Origin of the sequence: Marinobacter azerbaijanicus (assembly GCF_030250645.1) — a bacterium.
GTDB lineage: Bacteria > Pseudomonadota > Gammaproteobacteria > Pseudomonadales > Oleiphilaceae > Marinobacter > Marinobacter azerbaijanicus.
In genome coordinates, this window is sequence record NZ_JASSVS010000002.1 from 295412 (window position 1) to 315312 (window position 19901).

Consider the following 19901-nt stretch of genomic DNA (forward strand, 5'->3'; position numbering starts at 1 on the left):
TTTGATCAAAAAATGGGCGAAAACTCCGGTATCGCAAGACATTGATTGTCAAAGGGCCGATTCATGATCTGGTTTGTACTGGGATTGCTGCTGCTTATTGTCCTGATTACGGTACTGGTTCTTCGCGGTGAAAACCTTGCCCATCTGGACCGGGATAACACCCCGAAGCAGGACTACACCCCCAGCCCCGGCCACCGCCAGGTACTGGAAACCATCAGGGACATGAGCCGCTCGGCCAGGGGCCTGAAGGGAAGGGCCCGGCTGATGGCCCTGCGCAAGCATATGGACAGCCTCAGTGAGGGTCGGGAATTCGTCTCGGAATTCCGTCCTGCCGGCGCCAATGCACCGAAAGGCGAATGGGTACTGGCCCCGGGAGTGAATACCCGGCGGCGGCTGCTGTACATTCACGGCGGCGCCTGGGTGGCTGGCAGCCCCCGCAGCCATCGCACCATCACTGACCGGCTTTCGAAAGTGGCCGATGCAGCCGTATTTGCCGTGGATTACCGGCTACTGCCGGAGCATCGCTACCGGGAAGGGCTGCGGGACTGCCTGGAGGCCTACCAGTGGATGCTGGAGCATGGCCCGGACGGCCCGGAATCCGCCGAATTCGTGGTGGTGGCCGGGGACTCCGCCGGTGGCAGCCACACCCTGGTACTGATCGCCTGGATTCGCGACCAGGGTCTGCGCCAGGCAGACGCCGCGATTGCCCTGTCACCCTCCACCGACCTCACGTTGACGGCACCGAGTAACCGGCTCAATATCAAGACCGACCCGTTACTTGGCCCCACGTTTGGCAGCCTGATGCGGGTGCCCCTCCCGGTCCTCTGGTGGTTGAGTTTCTTTGGTATGCGCCTGTCCCCGTCCAGCCCACTGGCCTCGCCGTTACGAGGCAGACTGGACAACCTGCCACCCACCCTGATCCATGCCAGCGACTCTGAAATGCTGCTGGACAACGCCCGCCGCTATGCCAACAAGGCACAGGACGCGGGCTCGCCCGTGGAGCTGAAAACCTGGCCAGGCATGGTACACGTGTGGCACATATTCCCGGATCTGCTGCCGGAGGCGGAAGAAGCCTTCGATGATATCGGAGAGTTTCTGGCCCGCGTCGAGAAGGGCTGAACCCCCTCCCCCTTTGCCGTTTTTGGACGACTTGGTGTCGTATTGGATTTACCACCCCCGACCAATCAGGGCCACATTGAATCAAGGCCGGCCCGAGATGCGCCCGGGCGTCCATTGCAGGCATAGGGGGATCGAGATGGCACAACTACCGAAACGTGCAAAAGTCGTAATCATTGGTCAGGGAGGTATCGTCGGGTCCTCGGTAGCCCACCACCTGATCGAACAGGGCTGGGACGACATCGTAGGGCTGGAGAAATCAGCGATTCCCTCAGACATCAGCTCTACCTCCCACGCCTCGGACTTCTGCTTCACCACCTCCCACGACAAACTGAATATCTACACCACCAAATACAGCCAGGCCTTTTATGAAAAGCGTGGCAATTATGAGAAATGCGGCGGTATGGAGGTGGCCCGCATTGATGACGATGAGCGCATGGACGAACTCCGCCGCAAGGTGGGTTCCGGGAAAGCCTTCGGCACCAATGTGAGCATGATTTCCCCCAGCCAGGCGAAGGAACGGTTTCCTCTGCTCGACGAAAGCCAGATCCAGGGCGCCATGTGGGATCCGGATGCCGGGCTGGTGGTGCCCCGCTCGCAGAAGGTCGCCGGCGACCTGGTGGAAGAAGCGGTAGCAACGGGCAAGCTTCAGGCCTTTGCATACACCCCGGCCATCCGTATCGATGTCCAGGATGGCCAGGTTCGTGGCGTTGAAACCCACAGGGGCTATATTGAAACCGACTATGTGGTGCTCTCCATGGGCATCTGGGGCCCGTTGATGGCAGACACCGCCAATGCGCCTCTGCCACTGATGCCCCTGGAGCATCCCCTGCTTTTCTTCGGCCCCTACGAGGAACTGGCGGGCACCGGCAAACAGATCGTCTACCCGCTGTTCCGTGATCAGGGCAATTCTGCCTATGTACGTGACACCGGCGATCCCACCACCACCGAGGGTGGTCGCATCGAGTGGGGCTATTACGAGGCTGAAGACCCACGGCTGGTCTATCCCGGCGCCATTGCCGAACCGGAAGAGGCGCGGATGTCGCCATCCATGCGGGACCTTTCCCTGGATCAGGTGATGAATGCCTATGAAAAGGCCATCGAAATGACCCCGATCCTGGGCGAGCTGGGCTGGGAGGAAAAGCATTCCTTCAACGGCTTGCTGTCAGTGACGCCCGATGGTGGCTCACTGATGGGCGAATGCCCGGAGGTACGCAACCTGTGGTTCTGCGAGGCAGTCTGGGTCAAGGACGGTCCCGGGGCGGGTAAGGTGCTGGCAGACTGGATGACCCACGGGTCGCCGGAGATGGACCCTCACAGTATCGACATTGCCCGCCACTACCCGCTTCAGAAAACGCCGGACTATGTCTACAACCGCTGCTACGAAACCGCCAAGAAGATCTACACCCCGGCGGTTCATCCCCGGGAGCCCTACCTGAGCGGCCGCAAGATGAGAACCAGCCCGTTCTACCTGCGGGAAGTCGAACTGGGCGCCTACTTCATGGAGGCCGCCGGCTGGGAGCGTGCCCACGGCTATGCGGCCAACGAGCCCACACTAATGGCGAAATACCGGGACCGTATCCCGGTGCGGGAACACGAATGGGACGGGCGGCATTTCTGGGAAGTCTCCAACGCCGAGCAACTGGAGATGAGCGAGTCCGTGGGCATGATCAACCTGTCCCACTTTGCCATCTTTGACATCTCCGGCGACGACGCGGAGGCGCTGCTGGAATACCTGTCGGTGGCCAAAGTCGGCGGCACCACACCCCATGGTAAAGGCGTCTATACCCACTTCCTCGATGACCGCGGCGGCGTGCGCTCCGACCTGACCATCATCCGGCGGGGCGATAACGACTACCGCGTGGTCTGCGGCGGCGACACCGGGCACCGGGACCATTGCTGGATCAAACGCATCGCGCGGGAGAAAGGCCTGGACAACATCCACCTGAACGACCGCACCGACGAGCTGGCAACCCTGGGGCTCTGGGGCCCGAAAGCCAGGGAAACCCTGGCGCAGTTCGTCACCGACCCGGACCAGCTATCGGCGGAGAACTTCCCGTTCGCCACGGCGCAGGAACTGAACATCCAGGGCGTACCAGTCTGGGCTTTCCGGATATCCTACGTCGGTGAACAGGGCTGGGAGCTTTACTTTCCGTTCAGCTACGGCCTGAGGATCTGGGACCTGTTGTTTGAGGCCGGCGTCACACCGGTAGGTATCGAAACCTACGCCAACACCCGACGCCTCGAGAAGAGTCTGCGACTGCAGAACGTGGACTTGGAAACCGAATACAACCTCTACGAAGCCGGGCTGCACCGGCCCAAGGTCAAGGAAGCGGATTTCCACGGCAAGGCCGCCTATCTGGAACAGCGGGAACGGCCCTCACAGGCGGCTTACCTCTGCACCATGACCATGACCGACCACCGGGACGCCAAGGGCACACTGCGCTACCCTGTGGGCCAGTGGCCTATTCTGGACCCGCAGACTGGCGAGGTGCTGGTGGACAGCCTGGGGCGACGCTCCTACAACACCAGCGCTGCCTGGGGCCCTTCGGTGGGCAGTATGATCCTGCTGGGGTACATTCCGGCGGAGTACGCCCAGGAAGGGAGGGAACTGACGCTGGAATACTTCCAGGAACACTATCCGATCCGCATTGAGTCAGTCGGTTACCGGGCGCTGTTTGATCCGGATAACGAACGGGTCAGATCCTGAGCTGTTTTTTCGGCAACCATGCTGGCAGTCAGCATTCGATGATGTTGACTGCCAGCCCTCCCCTTGCGGTTTCCTTGTACTTGTCCAGCATGTCTTTGCCGGTTTCCCTCATGGTGTGGAGTACTTTATCCAGGGAAACATAGTGTGTGCCATCCCCCCTGAGAGCCATAATGGCGGCATCAATGGCCTTCACCGAAGCCATGGCGTTGCGCTCAATACAGGGTATCTGCACCAGCCCGCCGATGGGGTCACAGGTCATACCCAGATGATGCTCCATGCCGATTTCGGCAGCGTTCTCCACCTGCTCCGGTGAACCTCCAGTCGCCGCTGCAAGACCGGCCGCCGCCATGGCACAGGCCGAACCAACCTCCCCCTGACAACCCACTTCGGCCCCGGAGATGGATGCATTTTCCTTGAACAGCACGCCGATAGCACCGGCGGTCAACATGAAACGTACAATCCCGTCTTCGTCCGCCTGTGGGCAGAACTCCCAGTAGTAATGGAGCACCGCCGGAATAATACCCGCCGCACCGTTGGTTGGCGCTGTGACAATCCGCCCGCCGGCGGCGTTTTCCTCGTTGACGGCCAGGGCATAGAGGTTGACCCAGTCCAGCGCGCTCAGGGACGGCGAGATCAGATCCACTCGTTGCTTGTCCATCAGCGAACGGTACAGCGACGCGGCCCGGCGCCGGACCTTGAGGCCGCCGGGCAGTTCGCCTTCATGGGCAATGCCGTTCTGCACGCACGCCCGCATTACCCGCCAGAGCTCCAGAATGCCGCTGCGAATCTCATCCGGCGAACGCCAGGCCTGCTCATTGGCGTGCATGATATCGGCAATGGTCAGGTCGTGTTCCCTGCAAAGGGCTAACAGCTTCCTGGCGCTGCTGAATGGATACGGCTGCGGGGTGTCGTCCTCCCGGATTTCCGGACTGCCTTCAACGGTTGCATCCACTACAAATCCACCGCCCACCGAATAATAGGTTTTTTCGTACAGGCATTGGCCTTCACTGTCGAAAGCCTGGCATGTCATGCCATTGGGGTGATCCGGCAGTGATTTACGACGGTAATAAACCAGGTCGCCATTCTCGCGGAAGCGAATGGATTGCTGCCCTGAAATCGACAGGGTTCCGGTGCCTCGAATCTGTTCAAGGCGGGCCGGCATTTCCTCGGGGTCAATCCGGTCAGGCCGTTCACCCTCCAACCCCATCATCACTGCCGGCCCGGTGCCGTGGCCCTTGCCGGTGGCACCCAAAGAGCCATAGAGGGACACCCTGACCCGGCACACGGACGTCAGCAGTCCTTCGGTCACAAGAGCCCCTGCAAACCGTCGCGCCGCCTTCATAGGCCCAACCGTATGCGAACTGGAAGGACCGATGCCCACCTTGAACAGCTCGAAAAGACTGATCGCCAATTTGTTCACTCCTGCCGTAGGATGTACTTCAACAATAACGCCGCCGATGCCCGCCCGCATGCTTGCTGGCGACATCGGAACGATAATTTACGACAGCAGGACAAGTCGCGTAGAGACCATCCCGGAACCTGGAATGTCGCATTTGGACCAGTGGTATTCTGATTACCGCTTTAGACTGAAGCCAGATTGGAATTGAGCACTTATTGCACTATCAGAGTGCAACAACTAGTGTTCAGGTTGTGGTGGTTAACATGGATATTCCGGATATTGACTGCTGCACCAGGCCCAGGTGGGGCAAGGGGGTTAATCGTGACCAATGACACAGGCTCGCTCACAAAAAAACCCACTCAAGAGCCCTACCGGGTTGGCTTTCTGCTGATCGAAAACTTCACACTGATTGCGCTCGCCACCGCCGTTGAGCCCCTGCGTGTGGCCAACCAACTGGCGGGCACCGAACTTTATTCCTGGAAACTGCTGACGGCCAGTGGTGACTACGCCCGCGCCAGTGACGGCATTACCATGGTGCCGGACGCCTCCATTGAAGAAGAACACAGCTTTGACCTGGTTATCGTCGTTGCGGGCATTGATGTCACCCGGAGTTTCTCTCGCCGGGAAGTCACCTGGCTGAAACAGATGGCCCGGCGGCATGTCCTGCTGGGAGCGGTCTGTACCGGGCCCTATGTGCTGGCCAGTGCCGGCCTGCTGGACGGCTACGCCTGCAGCGCCCACTGGGAATGTCTGGAAGCCATGCAGGAGGGTTTCCCCCGTGTCCAGACCAACAACCGACTGTTTACCGTCGAACGGGAACGTATGACCTGCACAGGCGGTACGGTGCCAATGCACATGATGCTGAGCTTTCTGGCCCGGCGTCATGGGCAGGAACTCAGTAACGCTGTCTCCCATATGTTTGTTTGCGACCGGGTACGGGAAGAAAGCGAACAGCAGCCCATGCCCATGCATCCCAGACTTGCCTGCGCGCAACCCAAGCTGGCAGAAGCTGCCCAGTTGATGGAAGCCAATATTGAAGAACCCATCGAGCTGCAGGAACTGGCGTCTTTGGCCGGTATATCACGCCGGCAACTGGAACGGCTATTCCTGAAACACATGGGCTGCACGCCGTCGCGCTATTACCTACGGGTAAGGCTGAACCGCGCACGCCGGCTGCTCAAGCAGACCTCCTGTTCCATTGTGGAGATTGCCTCCATGTGTGGCTTCGTCTCTGCGACCCACTTCAGTCGCTGCTATCGCAAGACCATGGGGCGTGCTCCCAAATATGAACGGATGGAATTCTTCACCCCTGCCAGGAGCGATGGCAACCTGGCAGATACCATGGCGAGTTTGCCGTCTTCATCGCTGCAGGCTCTGAAGCGAGCCCGCACCGAACCGACCTACGGCACCTTTGAGGGCCCGCGCGAGGATACCGTCTCAAGTTAACCCCACGACGAGCCCATTCTCATCCAGAGCAATGTCCAGGGCGGCAGGACGCCGGGGCAGTCCGGGCATGGTCATGATGTCGCCACACACCGCCACCACGAAGCCGGCGCCGGCCGCCAGGCGCACTTCCCTCACCGGCAAGGTGTGACCAGAGGGAGCACCTTTCAGCGAAGAATCCGCCGAGAAACTGTACTGGGTCTTGGCAATGCACACTGGCAGATGCCCGAACCCCAGGCTTTCATACTCCTCCAGTTGCCGCTTCGCGACCGTTGTAAACTCCACACTTCCTGCGTGGTAGATGCGTGTGGCAATGGTGCGGATCTTGTCCGCAAGCGGCAGGCTGTCCTCATAGAGAAATTTAATCTCCGGCGTGCCCTCGTCCATCTGGTCAAGCACCGCCTGAGCCAGTTCAGTAGCGCCTTCTCCTCCGGTTGCCCAGTGATCGGCAGGTACCGCCCTCACGCCAAGATCTTCGCTGATGGACTGGACCAGTGACATTTCCTCCTCGGTATCATCCGGAAAACGGTTGATGCACACCACCGGGGTTAACCCGAACTGCTGCAGATTGCGGATATGCCGCTCCAGGTTGGCAGCGCCCTCCCGCAATGCCGCCAGGTCCGGAATACCCAGTTGGCTGCGGGGAACACCACCCTGCATCTTGAGTGCCCGAATGGTACAGACCACCACGGCAGCATCGGGGCGCAAACCGGTATGTCGGCATTTGATATCAATGAACTTCTCCGCGCCCAGATCGGCACCGAATCCGGCCTCGGTCACTACCACATCATTCAGGGCAAGCGCCGCGCGGGTGGCGGTGACGGAATTACACCCGTGGGCGATATTGGCGAAGGGCCCACCATGGATAAATACCGGATTGTGCTCCAGGCTCTGCACCAGATTCGGCTGTAACGCCTCTTTCAGCAGGACCGTCAGCGAGCCCTCCACACCCAGGTCACGAACAGTGACCGGGGTCATATCGGAACGCCGGCCAACGATAATGTTTCCCAACCGTTGCTTCAGATCCGCGCGTCCGTCCGCCAGGCAGAGTATCGCCATGATTTCCGAGGAAACGGTAATATCAAACCCGGTTTCCCGGGGTACGCCATGGGCGGCGCCACCCAGGCCGGACACCATGTTGCGCAGTGAACGGTCAGTGATGTCCATAACTCTTCGCCAGCTTACATAGCGAGGGTCGAGGCCAGTTTCGTTACCCCAGTGAATGTGGTTGTCGATCAGTGATGCCAACAGGTTGTGGGCACTGGTAATGGCGTGGAAATCGCCATTGAAGTGCAGGTTGATATCCTCCATCGGAATTACCTGTGCCCGGCCTCCCCCGGCAGCCCCGCCTTTCATGCCAAAACAGGGGCCCAGGGAAGGTTCCCGCAGGCACACGGAAGAGCGCACGCCCAGACGATTGAAGCCGTCATTCAGCCCCACACTGGTGGTGGTCTTGCCCTCCCCGGCCGGCGTAGGGGTGATGGCGGTCACCAGAACCAGCTTGCCCCGCGGGGCCGTATCGGAAGTATCCACATACGCCATATCCAGCTTGGCTTTGTAATGGCCAAAGGGCACCAGACTTTCCGCCGGCAAGCCGAAACGCTGCTGGGCCAGCAGCAACATCGACAGGGGCTGGACCGAGCGGGCAATCTCGATATCGGGAGTGCCCGGCGGCAGGAACTCCGCCGGTGCGGGCGTTACGGATGTCGATTTACTGTACTGAAGACTCATGGAACTGTCCCCTCTGGTCCTCAACGGACCCGCTATGCTCTTGAATCCATTGCGCCGACTGGCGCAGACCACCAAACGGAAATAGATGAATGCCCCGCAGCAGGGTATCCGGGTTATCCAGACAGTACTGGACCAGTGCCTTCACCATCCCATCCGGCGTCCAGGCACGCAGCAGTCTGGCACTGCCCGGCCGCCGCAACATCACTCGGGCAGACGCCCCGACACCGCACTGGGCAGCGTAGGCGATGAGGGTTCTCACCCGCGTCGGCCCGGCCATTCCGATGTAGACCGGCACCTCCTCCAGCACGTTGCCGAGACTCTGCAGCCAGTCGATCACCACATCCGCGTCAAATGTGAACTGAGTGACCACCCACAACCGCGTCGAGGTGGTACGGGCGTACTCGCGCTTGATACTGAGGGCCTGGCTCAGGGTGGCCCGGTCTGCCATGGGGTGCCCGTCCGGGTGAGCTGCAACGCCAATTCCGTGAAACCGGAACTGCGCCAGCAGACCCGATTCCAGCACCGCCAGAGTATCCGGGAAAGGGCCGGCAACCGAGTCGCTGTCACCGGCAATCAGCAACAATCGGTCAACGCGGATTTCATCGAGCTGTGCCAGCCAATCCCGCAATTGGCTGCGGCTTTCCGCCATACGGGCGGGCACATGGGGAATCGGCTGCATCCCCAGATCCAGGAGATGCCGGCAGGCTTCCAGTGTGTCACTGAACTGCCCCTTTGGCAGAAACGGCACGTAGACGCAAGTGCCCGCCGGTAGCAGCTCCGGCAGATCCTCCGTTGTCAGTATCTGACGCGGTGTCGCCTCGATGGAGGCTGAGCGCACCAGGGCACGGAACCGTGCCGCTGCCTCTCCACCACGGGAGCTGAACGCCTGTTTTTCGTTCACCAGTTTCATAACCCCTGCACCCCATTGCTAGTCGGCGAAGTCGATACCTTTCGCCCGGGCACGCTCGCGGGCGTTGGGGTTTACCGATGGCCGGAAGGGCATTTCCACCACTTCCGCCTCAACATCGGTTGAGCCATCCGCAGCCGCGTACTCCACTGGCAGGTGTACGGTCAGACGGGTGCCGACAGTGCGCAGGTCATACGGTACATAGGCCAGTGCTATGTTGGTCTCCAGCTCCGGCGAGTACCACGGCGATGTCACGTAACCCTCCGGCTCGCCACCATCTGGCCCGCTGATCAGCCAGAAATCGTTGGCATAATCCGTTACCGGGCTGCCGCCGAAGCGGATACCCACCATGATGTGGCTGAAGGGCGGACGGCCGGCATCGATCTGCTCGCGAACCTTCTCCAGCTTCTGCTTGCCGATGTAGTCCGCCTCCTTGTTGCGCGGCACCTGGTAAGCCAGGGCGCACTGGAACGGCAGGGTTTCCTGGTCCACGTCCTGGCCCCAGGAAAGAATGCCCGCGGCAATACGACGGTGGTGTGCCGGGGCAATCACCCTCAGATTGTGCGGTTCGCCGGCCGCCAGCACCGTGTACCAGAGATCCTCGGCGTACTTCGTGGCTTCCTTGAGATAGATCTCGTAGCCCTTCTCGCCGGTGAAGCCGGTCTGGGAGACGATTACATCATGGCCGGCAACCTGGCCTTCCATCAGCCCGTAGTAGGGAATGTCCCTCACCTTTTCACCGAACAGGTCGGCCATGAGCGCTTCGGATTTCGGTCCCTGGATCTGAACGGGGGCCACATCAATCTCCGCGATGCTGACATTGAAGCCCATACCGATGTTCACGCCCCGCATCCAGAGCTCCAGATCACTGTCGGAGAGCGAAAACCAGAACTCATCCTCGGCGACCCGCAGCAACACGGGGTCATTAATAATGCCACCCTCCTCGTTGCACAGGATGACGTACTTGCCGCGCATGGGTTTTATCTTGGTGGCGTCCCGGGTGATTACGTAATTCACGAAACGTTCCGCATCCGGGCCCTTGACCTGAATCTGGCGTTCCACTGCCACGTTCCACATGGTGACGTCATTGATCAGTGACTCGTATTCCACCATGGCGCCACCGTCTTCCGGGCGGATATAGCCCCGGGGATGGTACATGCGGTTGTAGACGGTCGCCCGCCAGCAACCAGCCTCGTACGCCAGATGCCAGTAGGGTGACTTGCGCACCCGTGTGGAAATCAGCATCTCCACCGGCGTCGGCCCAGACTGGCGCAGGTTGATGGGAACGCGACGGTCAGACTGATCGACGCTGTCGGGTTGACGTGCGGCACCCGCCCGTTGTTGCGGATAATCCTGAAGTGCGTGTTCGAATTTAACGGCCATTGCTATCTCCCCTCACCGGGTTGTTGATAGCTCTAATGTGGCCCTGTTTGGATTTATCGGGTTGAACCAATACGACACTGGCGCAACCAAAAACGTCAGAGGGATGGCCGTGGCCATCCCTCTCGTTCCCACCGTGCCAGTCGTGGGGTATCGGGTCCGGGCTCCGGTCCCAGCCCACCATGACCAGTGTCGCCACCACACCGATCAACAGGCCAATCCAGGGCTCGAAGAACGCCAGAGCGGCGCCGATCAGCACCACTGTGCCCCGGGAGGCATTGTCCCTGGGAATGGACATGGCGATATAGGCACAGGCAAAGCCGGTCAGCACCAGAGTCAGCGAGAGGGCAATGCCCAACAAAGGCTTGAGGCCGGTCAGTAGTGGCAACAGGAAGTAGATAAACGGCAGCCCCATCAGATAGTAGGACGCAAGACCGCTGTGCAGGCTACCCATGGCCTGTGGCCCCTGCTTCCAGCGCTGCACCACGATCACATGAACACCGGTCCACACGGCTCCCTGGGTGGGGAAAAACGGGGCAAAGATTCCCATCAGCGCGTTACGGATCGACAGCGAGAAATGGGTACGGTTGAGGTTGATGTCGATGTGCTCGTCGATACGGGTCTGCATGCCGTCCCGCAGTACTTCGTTGCCGGTCACGATATCGCCAAACAGGATAATGTAGGCAATCAGCGCCAGCGGAATACTCTGGGCAATCATCTCCATGCTCGGCCAGCCGTTGACCAGCGGCGATGCCTTGGCAAACGCTTCCGCAAACGGCGGCACGACAAAGCCCCACTGAATGTCAAAGCTGACCTCCCCTACGAACGGTCCCACCATGGCGGCAATCAGGAAGCCTGGCAGTAGGCCGAGTGCCCCCACCATGAAGAAGAAACGGTTACGGGCCTTCAATTTCTGCATGGGTACGGAAAATGTGAAGATCAGGCAGATGGCACAGGCCAGCGTGGTGGCAATGGGCTGTTCCAGCAAAAACCGCTCGGCATCGTCAATGAACACGCGTTTCAGGGCGGCGATGGCGGCCCCCAGGATAATGCCGGCCTTAAGGGTGTCCGGCAGCCAGATAACAAATCGGCGCCCCAGTCCGGTAATCCCGAGGATGAACACCAGCAACGCAAATACCAGGGAAAGCGCCGTCATGGCCTGGAAACGACTGGAAGGATCCTCGTAACCACCTATGACGAAGGCAAGGATCAACGGCAACGCGGGCGTTATCCACCCGCCGGCATAGGGCTCGCCAAAAATGATCACCGCCGAAGCAATAAGGAAGGCATGGACCATGGACAGAGCGACCGCTTCTTCAAAGCTCAGCCCGAAATAGGCGGTCATTACCGGAATCAACGCCAGGCCCGTTGCTGCAGAAACCAGCAATCCCTGCAGGAATTCCGACCAGCAAAGCCTGGTGTGATAGAACGGTACCCGGAAAGTAAACGGGCCCCAACGCCAGCCCGCCAGCTCTTGTCTTTCTGCCATTTCAGATTACCCGCTTGTCGTTATATTTATAGTGACCTGAGTATGAGAAGGGTTCGGGTATTCCGCGAATGAATTTTTCTGATTGAAGGTGATAAACGGGATTGATGTCCGTCAATGGCTGGCCGACTGGATCAATGCCCCAACAACGTTTTAGACTCCGGGTTGATTTTTGTCTTCTCCAGGGAACCTGATGAAACATCTTGTTGCGGTTTACGGCACGCTGAAAAGCGGCTACAGCAACCATCAGCTGCTCGATAAAGCCTGCTATATTGGTTCGGACAGGCTCACCGGAGTGACACTTTACAATCTGGGCCCTTACCCCGGGGCACTGCCGAAACCGTCTGACGGGGTATGGGTGGAAGTGTACGCCGTAGACGATCAACTGCTGGCAATGCTGGATAGGCTGGAGGATTATGACCCGAGAGCGGAAAAGACCAGCCTTTACCTGCGCAAGAAGGTACAGACCCGTCATGGGCAGGCCTGGGTTTACCTCTACAACAGGCCGGTCCGCAGTGGCCAGCGTATCCACAGTGGCAACTGGTAAAGACTGAACGAATCCGATCGACCCGTCGATACAAACCAAGGAGCATACGTTGACACTGACCACCCCCGCCCTTTTATTCCCTGCCATATCGTTGCTGTTGCTGGCCTATACCAATCGCTTTCTCGTGCTCGCCCAGCTTATCCGTCAGTTGAAGCAGATGGATACCGAGGAAGACCATGCCCTGATCGCACGGCAGATCAGTATGCTTCGCAAACGCATCGTGCTGACAAAACGCATGCAGGCTTACGGAGTGCTGAGTTTCTTCCTGTGCACCATGTCCATGTTCGTGCTTTTTGTGGGGGCCCAGCTTGCCGGAGCCATCGCGTTCGGAATCAGCCTGATACTGCTGTCCATATCACTGCTGTACTCGCTCTACGAAATCGTGATCTCAACCAATGCCATTAATGTTGAGCTTGAGAGTTTTGAGGCGAGGAAGCAGGGGGAAGCGGAAAAACAGGAATGACAAACTCCTCCAGCAGCGCGTTCTGTTGTTGCATGAAAGAGGGAGACGCAGGTGGTTGTGGGTCAGAGGTCATTACCACGGTCATTTTCAGATCCGGGAAGACGTACAGCATCTGCCCGCCAAATCCACGGCCGTAATAGGCACGATGCCCTCCCAGCTCGGTCACAAACCAGCCATAACCGTAACGGTCGTCGGTGTACCGGGAAGTGCCGCGCTCTGTCCAGGACTGATCAATCCACTCTTTTGAAAGCAGCTGTTCACCAGCATACACCCCATCGTTGCGGTAGAGTTCGCCAATTTCCAGCAGCGCCATGGGAGACAGGCGCATGTTGTTGCCACCGAAGTAGATTCCCTGAGGGTCCTTAAGCCATGGTTGAATCTCTATCCCCAGCGGATCGCCCAGCCAGTCACGGGTGATATCAAGAGTACTGCGCCCGGTACTTTTGGTGAGTGCCGCAGAAAGCAGGTGGTAGCTGCCGGTGGAATAGAGCATCTTACCGCCCGGTTCCGCCACAAAAGGACGACTGAGTGCGTAGTCGACCCAGTTGTCACTGTTGACCCACTCTCCATAATAGCGGCCAGACGTACGTTGCAGGCCGGCCTGCATGGACAGCAAATGGCCTATGGTCACCTCGTCGATGCGTTCGCTGGCGTCTTCAGGTGCCGTCAGAATATCCGCAATGGGCTGATCCACGCCAGCAAACACTCCACGATCTATGGCCATGCCGACAACGACGGAAAGAACCGTCTTGGAAAGGGATTTGATGTTGGCTGGCTCATCTGGTTCGGGGCCCCGGAACGCCTTTGCAAACACCGGTTCGCCATCCACGGCGATCACCAGGCTATGGAGGCGACCAAGCCCGGCAGCCTGCTCGGCCAGGCCCGGAAATAACCCGGGGTGCCTGTCTGCCACGGCAATCACAGCAGAAATCATCAGAGGTGCCATCAGCAACGCAACCACCAGACGGCGTAACAACGTTCTCAATTCTCCCCCCTTTTGACCCGATACATGGCGCCATCCGCGTGGCGAATCAGCGTCTCGCGGTCCTCACCATGCTCGGGGTACACGGCAATGCCGATGCTGGGGATCAGGGTCAGGGTTGCCGCAGACAATTCATAGGGCTCACTGAGTGTGGCCAGCACTTTTTCAGCAACATTGGCCGCATCCTCCGGCTGCTTGATGCCATCCAGAAGCACAATAAACTCGTCGCCGCCCAGCCGGCCAACCGTATCCGCAGCCCGCACACACTCAACAAGCCGGCGCGCCATTGCCTCCAGAACTTCGTCCCCGACGGCATGACCGTGGCTGTCGTTAACCTGTTTGAAATCATCCAGATCAAGGTAGAGCACCGCCAGAAAGCCCTTTTCTCTGGACGCACGGGACAGTGCGCTCTGAATACGGTCCATAACCAGGTGGCGATTGGGCAGGCCCGTCAACTGATCGTAACTGGCCATATACTCCAGCTGGGAGTGCATCTGCTTGCGCTCTACTGCCGCTGCAACCTGTGTCCTCACGAACTCAAGCAACTCCCTGTCTTTCTCGCCATGGGGAATCTTTAGCTCTTCACCATCCGGATCATCCAGCGCATCCATGAAACCGGGCGCTGACAATAAATCATCCACCACCCGGTGAATCCGCTGAATCATGGCGGGTACACTGTCCGGGCTGTTCGCAGCCTCAGAAATGGCATACATGGCCGCCTGCATGGCTTCTGACCGCCTGCGCTCGGTAACATTCCGCGCCACAGCTACACGAACCTGCTCCTCTTCAGACCAGCGGGCGGACCACATGATATGGGCTATCGAGCCATCCTTCTTGACGTAACGGTTTTCAAAGTTCGGTTTCAACTCACCCTGCAGTATCTCTTTGACCGCCTGCTGCGTCTTGCCCTTGTCCGCAGGATGAACAAAATCGAGAATAAGCCGGCCAACCATCTCCTCCGGTTGATAACCGAAGACCCGCTCACTGGCAGCACTGACATATCGGACGTAGCCTTCGCGGTCCACCACGCAGACTGCGTCCAGCAGCAGGTCGATAAAACTTTCCGGAGGGATGACTGGTTTCATCAACTATCGGTTACCCCGGATTCTGGCCACGCGGACTGACAACGGCCAGTGTCACCATTGCCTTGGAGACAAGGCGCATGTCATCAGCCGTGCCGCAATATACCTCGGATTCTACGACAGTCAGCGAGGAGCCCGCCTTGAGCACTGTGGCAATACACTCAAGATGCGTTCCTCTCGCCGATCTCAACAGCTTCAGCGAAAAATCCGATGTGAGTACGATCTGCCCGGGCTTTGCCGTGGAAGCGCCGGCTGCGCCGGCTGTATGATCAGCTACCGTGGCCTGAACCCCGAAGTGAACAAAGCCGTCCTGCTGTAGATGTCGGTTCGCCAACACCAGTCTGGAGCGACATTCGCCCGATTCAATGGCGACCAGCTCCAGGCCCATATCGGCAATGAATGGCGCGGACGAAAAAATCCGTTCCACCTCGTTTTTGTTAAAACTGTCCACAGCACCTCCTGGCTCTTTCTACTGGAGATCCATCCTTATTCTTCAAAGAGGTGTCCAGCCAACTGGCTACGAATCTCATCAGGAACAGCGACGGATTTTTGAGTCTCATAATCGAAATGAATCAGTACGGTCACCCCACGCGCCACCAGTGCGCCGTTCTGCCACGCCTCCTGGACAACCTCGAATGATGAATTGCCAACCTTACCGATTCCGCTGCGTATCTCCACCGGAGTGGCCCAGTAGCACTGTGCCTTCAGGTCTATTTCCATTCTGGCGAGAATCAGTGGCCAGCCCGCAGGTGTCAGGGAAGGATGGAAGATCCGGAAGACCGGGGTTCTTGCCTGCTCGAACCAGACCGGATAGACGGTATTGTTGATATGGCCGAGGGCGTCGGTATCGCTGAATCGTGGTTCGACTTCGTAATAGAACATTCGGTGTACCCCAGAAAACGATTTCAGCGCAGATCTTACCGAAAATTCCCGTCATGTGGGCGGTCAATATAATTGGAGCTCCTCAGGGGAAACCTTTCGATTACCTGATAGACAGAACCGCCCTCTCCCAGGAGGCTTTCAAACAACGTGACCCGGTCCACCAAAAATGAGCCTGCGTGCCGCCTTTCATCACTCTTGAGTAGCCCGGCAACCGAATCGGCGCCGTTCTTGAAGCGAGCCAATGTGATATGCGGCCAGAAAGTTCGCTTCTCCTGCGCGAACCCGGACAATGCCAATCGTTGATTGAGCAAGCTTTGCACCTCTGCCAGCTCATCCACCGGCTGCACCCCGGCCCAGAGATTCTTCGGGCGACCGGGATGGCCAAAACAACCGATCCCACTCACAGTGAGACTAAACGGTTCAACCGGCAGATTCCGGGCAGCATCACGAACATTCGGCAGTTGTTTCTCCTCCACACTGCCCAGAAACACCAGGGTCAGGTGCAACTGATCCGCCCGCTGCCAGCGCGCCCCGGCGACCGGCTGCTGAATAGTCAGCAACCGTTGTTTGACTGCGTCCGGAAGTTCCAGCCCGAAGAACAGGCGAAACTTTGCTACCTTATCCAATCCGCACCCCGAACCATTGCGGAAACCTGCGCAGGCAATACAGTGCAATCATGTCGTAGACACCATGCCAGACCATCACCAGGAGCAGGCTGTCAGTCAGCATATAAGCTGTTCCCAGCACCAGCCCCAAACCGGTCGCCACTATGAAGTAGGTGAACGAGAGGTAGTGCACCAACCCGAACAGCACCGACGCTGCCACAATCGCAACCACTGCGGGCACATACTGTGCCAGCCAGCTCTGGATTGCACCCCGGAACAGTAGCTCTTCACCCACGCCGGCAAGTGCGGACAGGGTAACCAGCACAGGCCAGGAATAATCACAGGCAAACCGATGCAACTGCTCCAGATGAGATTCCAGTGACTCACGAAACAACCCCGGTAGCCGGGTGAGCATCATGATCACTGCGTAAGTTGCCAGACTGCCCCCCACCCCCCAGAAAACGGCAACACCATAACTCATCCCGTCGAGCTGAACCGGAATTCCAAACAGAACGATAGCCAGCAAGCCAACAACCCCGATGCCACTCTGGAACATCAACGCGGCGCGGGGCGAAATCTGCGGGCGTTTTTCTGCATGGGACACTCAGTTGCCTCGCTTGCCCGGTGGCATCACAACCCATTCCGGATCTTCAAATTCACCGATGGGGGTAATCTCACAAAATGGCGCCGCACTGCGGATGATGCGTGCCACCTCCGGATTATGCTGCCCCTCCATCGCGTCCCGGTCTGCCTTGCTCTCCCAGCTGGCAATGGCAATCAATACATTCGGGTCGTCAATCTTCCGGTGTAGTTCGGTTCCCCTCGCGCCTGGTGCCTGCTGGATGATCTCACTGGCACGAACCCAGGCGTCAGCGTATTCCTCGGCAGTGTGTCCTTCCCGGATACGAACCTCAAAAATGTATTTCATCAGTTACTCCTTTATCGAATGCCGTTAGTGCAGAACCAGATACCGATCATCCCCTGGCGCTCATCTGAAGCAGGAATATCTTTCTTTATCATTATCACATCGGTAAGTGCCTATAAAAATAAACTTGGCAAACCCGGGTGTATAGGAGTACAGTTCGTTTCGTAGGAAAGATTTAGCACAGCAGTTCACGAATAAGACGCATCTTAGTTGTTTGGTAGTTGCCCGTCCTGTTTTTGATTCCGCGCGTTTTTTGTTTCCGCACAACGCTGATCAGTCATCATTTCAGATGGTCTGGCTGCACATTAAATTATCGAATTCAGGATTATTATTATGTCTACAACTACCGGTACTGTTAAGTTTTTCAACGAAGCAAAAGGTTTCGGCTTTATCACTCGCGAAAGCGGCCCGGACGTCTTCGTTCACTACAGCGCTATTCAAGGTGGCGGTTTCAAGACCCTGGCTGAAGGCCAGCAAGTCGACTTCACCGTAACTGAAGGCCAGAAAGGCCCTCAGGCAGAAAACGTAGTTGCTGTTTAAATAACAGCCAGCACGTTTGAAAAAGGCAGCTTCGGCTGCCTTTTTTTATGCCTGCGCTTCCCACTTTTGCCTCTCCCCGGCAAAAGAAAAGGCAGCTTACGCTGCCTTTTCCCTCAGAGCCGTGATGATAATCCAGTAACGGCAGGATCTAATACGTCACTCCGTGGCGATCAAAGATCTCTTCTATCTCTTTACGTTCTTCCGTCGGGATCATTACCTTGATCACCTGTTCGTCATTATCAATGTAGATATTGTCCTGAGGAATTCCAGACCCTACCAGGTCGTCCCATACGTTCTTGGCCTGATCTTTCGAAGTGAAACTTCCATTCAGCGCTTTACTCATCAGACTACCTCCAGATCATTCAAGTGCTCACCCTTAAAACTGGTTCATCCTTAAGACTAGAAGAGGATCGAATACCTGTAAATTACTGGAATGATAACTGATGGAGAAATGCCCCTCACCAGGGCAACTCCTCGCCATTGCTGTGCCAGAATGAACCGGTGTTCTCCAGGGTCAGGTTTTCGATTCTTGCGGCCAGGCCCTTTGCTGACTCCTCGGGCGTAATCAACCCACCAAAATTCACCATGCGGGTTTGCACATAGCCGGGATGGAGCTGGGCCACCGCGATACCCCGGGGTTTCAGGTCAATGGCCAGGGACTTGCCGAACGCATTCAACGCCGCCTTTGAAGCGCGGTAGCCATAGCGCCCGCCGGAATCGTTATCGGCAATCGACCCCATACGGCTGGTGATATTGGCGATCTTACCGCCGGAAGGTATCTGGGACACCAACGCCTCCGCCACCCGAAGCGGAGCATAAGCGTTGATCTCCATCTGGGCGCGAATGGAGTCGAAGTCGATGCTGCCCAGTTTTTCGTCCTGCAACAGGCCGGCATTATTGATCAAGAGATCGATGGACTGCCCCTTCAACCCTTCGGTCAGTTTCTGTATGCCGTTGTCGGTGGTTACATCCACTCCATCAATGATCCGGGCGGCCACCTCTTCAAGCTCGGCAGATGCTTCCCGGCAAACACCAATTACATCGCAGCCCTCTGCGGCGTAATGGCGGGCGAGCTCAAGGCCAATGCCACGATTGGCGCCGGTAATCACAACGGTTTTGTTATCAGACATGAAAACCTCCTGGTCTGTGATAAGGGTTCACTGATTCTTGTCGGAAACCAATTCGCGCTCAAAGCGGCCAAGGACCACCATGATCACCAATGCCAGAGCCGTCACTATCCCTGCCAGGTAAAAATTATTGATACCGGCAGAAACCCCAATGGCGCCCGCAAGCCAGATGGAGGCACCGGTGGTAATACCCTGGATCTGGCCACCACTACGGATGATACTGCCAGCACCCAGAAAACCGATACCGCCAATCACGCCCTGTACAACGCGGGTGGGATCGATACGGGCGGAGGGGTCTCCCTCCGCTGTGGCAAAAAGAACACTCATACCGATAATAATGAAGGTCGCCGATCCAAGGGAAACGAGCATGTGGGATCGTAATCCGGCGGGCTTTCCCCGCAGTTCCCGCTCAAGGCCAAGGAACAGCGCCAGGCCAGCGGCAACACAAAGCCGGATGAGCATATCCAGAGGAGCGATTTCAGTTTCCATGGCTTGCCTCGAAAAAAGATTTGGCTGACAAACGACAAAGATTCTGCCCAAGGGTACCACTGCAGGTTGGTCACGGTAGAGTCTGGT

The 19901-nt window shown here is 57.9% G+C and carries 21 protein-coding genes; 6 read left to right on the top strand and 15 right to left on the bottom strand.

Annotated elements, in window-relative coordinates:
- Positions 1-63 precede the first annotated feature (63 nt).
- Positions 64-1119, top strand: coding sequence for an alpha/beta hydrolase (locus QPM17_RS04845; RefSeq protein WP_285389236.1), 1056 nt, complete (start codon positions 64-66; stop codon positions 1117-1119).
- Positions 1120-1255: 136 nt separating this feature from the next.
- Positions 1256-3826 carry a GcvT family protein gene (locus tag QPM17_RS04850; RefSeq protein ID WP_285389238.1) on the top strand — a complete coding sequence of 857 codons (2571 nt, stop codon included), beginning with the start codon at positions 1256-1258 and terminating at the stop codon, positions 3824-3826.
- Positions 3827-3854: 28 nt separating this feature from the next.
- Here the strand turns inward: QPM17_RS04850 and QPM17_RS04855 are convergent, their stop codons facing one another.
- Positions 3855-5237: an L-serine ammonia-lyase gene (locus QPM17_RS04855; protein ID WP_285389240.1), complete on the bottom strand. Its 1383-nt coding sequence runs from the start codon at positions 5235-5237 to the stop codon at positions 3855-3857.
- Between the two features lie 309 nt (positions 5238-5546).
- Between QPM17_RS04855 and gbdR the strand changes: the two genes are divergently transcribed.
- Positions 5547-6671: a choline metabolism transcriptional regulator GbdR gene (gene gbdR, locus QPM17_RS04860; protein ID WP_285389241.1), complete on the top strand. Its 1125-nt coding sequence runs from the start codon at positions 5547-5549 to the stop codon at positions 6669-6671.
- Here the strand turns inward: gbdR and QPM17_RS04865 are convergent.
- From QPM17_RS04865 to QPM17_RS04880, 4 genes are read right to left on the bottom strand one after another with little or no spacing between them, the layout of a single operon-like run.
- Positions 6663-8399, bottom strand: coding sequence for a formate--tetrahydrofolate ligase (locus QPM17_RS04865; protein ID WP_285389242.1), 1737 nt, complete (start codon positions 8397-8399; stop codon positions 6663-6665). The two genes, gbdR and QPM17_RS04865, sit on opposite strands and share 9 nt — an antisense overlap.
- Positions 8380-9309: a methylenetetrahydrofolate reductase gene (locus QPM17_RS04870; protein ID WP_285389244.1), complete on the bottom strand. Its 930-nt coding sequence runs from the start codon at positions 9307-9309 to the stop codon at positions 8380-8382. Before QPM17_RS04870 ends, QPM17_RS04865 begins: the two co-directional genes overlap by 20 nt.
- An 18-nt stretch (positions 9310-9327) precedes the next feature.
- Complete coding sequence (locus QPM17_RS04875; RefSeq protein ID WP_285389246.1) at positions 9328-10689, bottom strand: glycine cleavage T C-terminal barrel domain-containing protein; 1362 nt, start codon at positions 10687-10689, stop codon at positions 9328-9330.
- Positions 10679-12175, bottom strand: coding sequence for a hypothetical protein (locus QPM17_RS04880; protein ID WP_285389248.1), 1497 nt, complete (start codon positions 12173-12175; stop codon positions 10679-10681). The genes QPM17_RS04875 and QPM17_RS04880 overlap by 11 nt, the downstream gene beginning before the upstream one ends.
- Before the next feature lie 190 nt (positions 12176-12365).
- Between QPM17_RS04880 and QPM17_RS04885 the strand changes: the two genes are divergently transcribed.
- Positions 12366-12719, top strand: a complete 354-nt coding sequence (locus QPM17_RS04885; RefSeq protein WP_285389250.1) for a gamma-glutamylcyclotransferase family protein — start codon at positions 12366-12368, stop codon at positions 12717-12719.
- Positions 12720-12768: 49 nt separating this feature from the next.
- On the top strand, positions 12769-13182 hold the full coding sequence (locus tag QPM17_RS04890; protein ID WP_285389253.1) for a DUF2721 domain-containing protein: 414 nt from the start codon (positions 12769-12771) through the stop codon (positions 13180-13182).
- On the opposite strand, the gene QPM17_RS04895 is transcribed toward QPM17_RS04890, so the two are convergent.
- Genes QPM17_RS04895 through QPM17_RS04925 form a run of 7 tightly spaced genes read right to left on the bottom strand, consistent with a single transcriptional unit; the run spans position 13121 to position 17661 of the window.
- Positions 13121-14167, bottom strand: coding sequence for a serine hydrolase domain-containing protein (locus QPM17_RS04895; RefSeq protein ID WP_285389256.1), 1047 nt, complete (start codon positions 14165-14167; stop codon positions 13121-13123). The two genes, QPM17_RS04890 and QPM17_RS04895, sit on opposite strands and share 62 nt — an antisense overlap.
- On the bottom strand, positions 14164-15249 hold the full coding sequence (locus QPM17_RS04900; protein ID WP_285389258.1) for a sensor domain-containing protein: 1086 nt from the start codon (positions 15247-15249) through the stop codon (positions 14164-14166). Before QPM17_RS04900 ends, QPM17_RS04895 begins: the two co-directional genes overlap by 4 nt.
- Before the next feature lie 10 nt (positions 15250-15259).
- Entirely contained in the window at positions 15260-15697 is a 438-nt protein-coding gene (locus QPM17_RS04905) for a PaaI family thioesterase (RefSeq protein WP_285389260.1), read from the bottom strand.
- A gap of 35 nt (positions 15698-15732) precedes the next feature.
- On the bottom strand, positions 15733-16128 hold the full coding sequence (locus QPM17_RS04910; RefSeq protein WP_285389263.1) for an acyl-CoA thioesterase: 396 nt from the start codon (positions 16126-16128) through the stop codon (positions 15733-15735).
- Positions 16129-16163: 35 nt separating this feature from the next.
- Positions 16164-16754, bottom strand: a complete 591-nt coding sequence (gene thpR / locus QPM17_RS04915) for an RNA 2',3'-cyclic phosphodiesterase (RefSeq protein WP_285389266.1) — start codon at positions 16752-16754, stop codon at positions 16164-16166.
- Positions 16747-17337, bottom strand: coding sequence for a CPBP family intramembrane glutamic endopeptidase (locus QPM17_RS04920; RefSeq protein WP_285389267.1), 591 nt, complete (start codon positions 17335-17337; stop codon positions 16747-16749). Before QPM17_RS04920 ends, thpR begins: the two co-directional genes overlap by 8 nt.
- Complete coding sequence (locus tag QPM17_RS04925; RefSeq protein WP_285389268.1) at positions 17338-17661, bottom strand: antibiotic biosynthesis monooxygenase family protein; 324 nt, start codon at positions 17659-17661, stop codon at positions 17338-17340.
- Positions 17662-17991: 330 nt separating this feature from the next.
- Between QPM17_RS04925 and QPM17_RS04930 the strand changes: the two genes are divergently transcribed.
- A complete protein-coding gene (locus QPM17_RS04930; RefSeq protein ID WP_027831301.1) occupies positions 17992-18198 on the top strand; it encodes a cold-shock protein in 207 nt (68 codons plus the stop codon).
- A 148-nt stretch (positions 18199-18346) separates the two neighbouring features.
- On the opposite strand, the gene QPM17_RS04935 is transcribed toward QPM17_RS04930, so the two are convergent.
- From QPM17_RS04935 to QPM17_RS04945, 3 genes are all read right to left on the bottom strand, one after another.
- Positions 18347-18541, bottom strand: a complete 195-nt coding sequence (locus tag QPM17_RS04935; RefSeq protein ID WP_285389270.1) for a hypothetical protein — start codon at positions 18539-18541, stop codon at positions 18347-18349.
- 115 nt (positions 18542-18656) lie between these two features.
- Entirely contained in the window at positions 18657-19328 is a 672-nt protein-coding gene (locus QPM17_RS04940; RefSeq protein WP_285389271.1) for an SDR family oxidoreductase, read from the bottom strand.
- A gap of 27 nt (positions 19329-19355) precedes the next feature.
- The gene (locus tag QPM17_RS04945; protein WP_285389272.1) at positions 19356-19814 is read right to left on the bottom strand and encodes an MgtC/SapB family protein; all 459 of its coding nucleotides are present in this window, start codon (positions 19812-19814) and stop codon (positions 19356-19358) included.
- Positions 19815-19901: the final 87 nt, after the last annotated feature.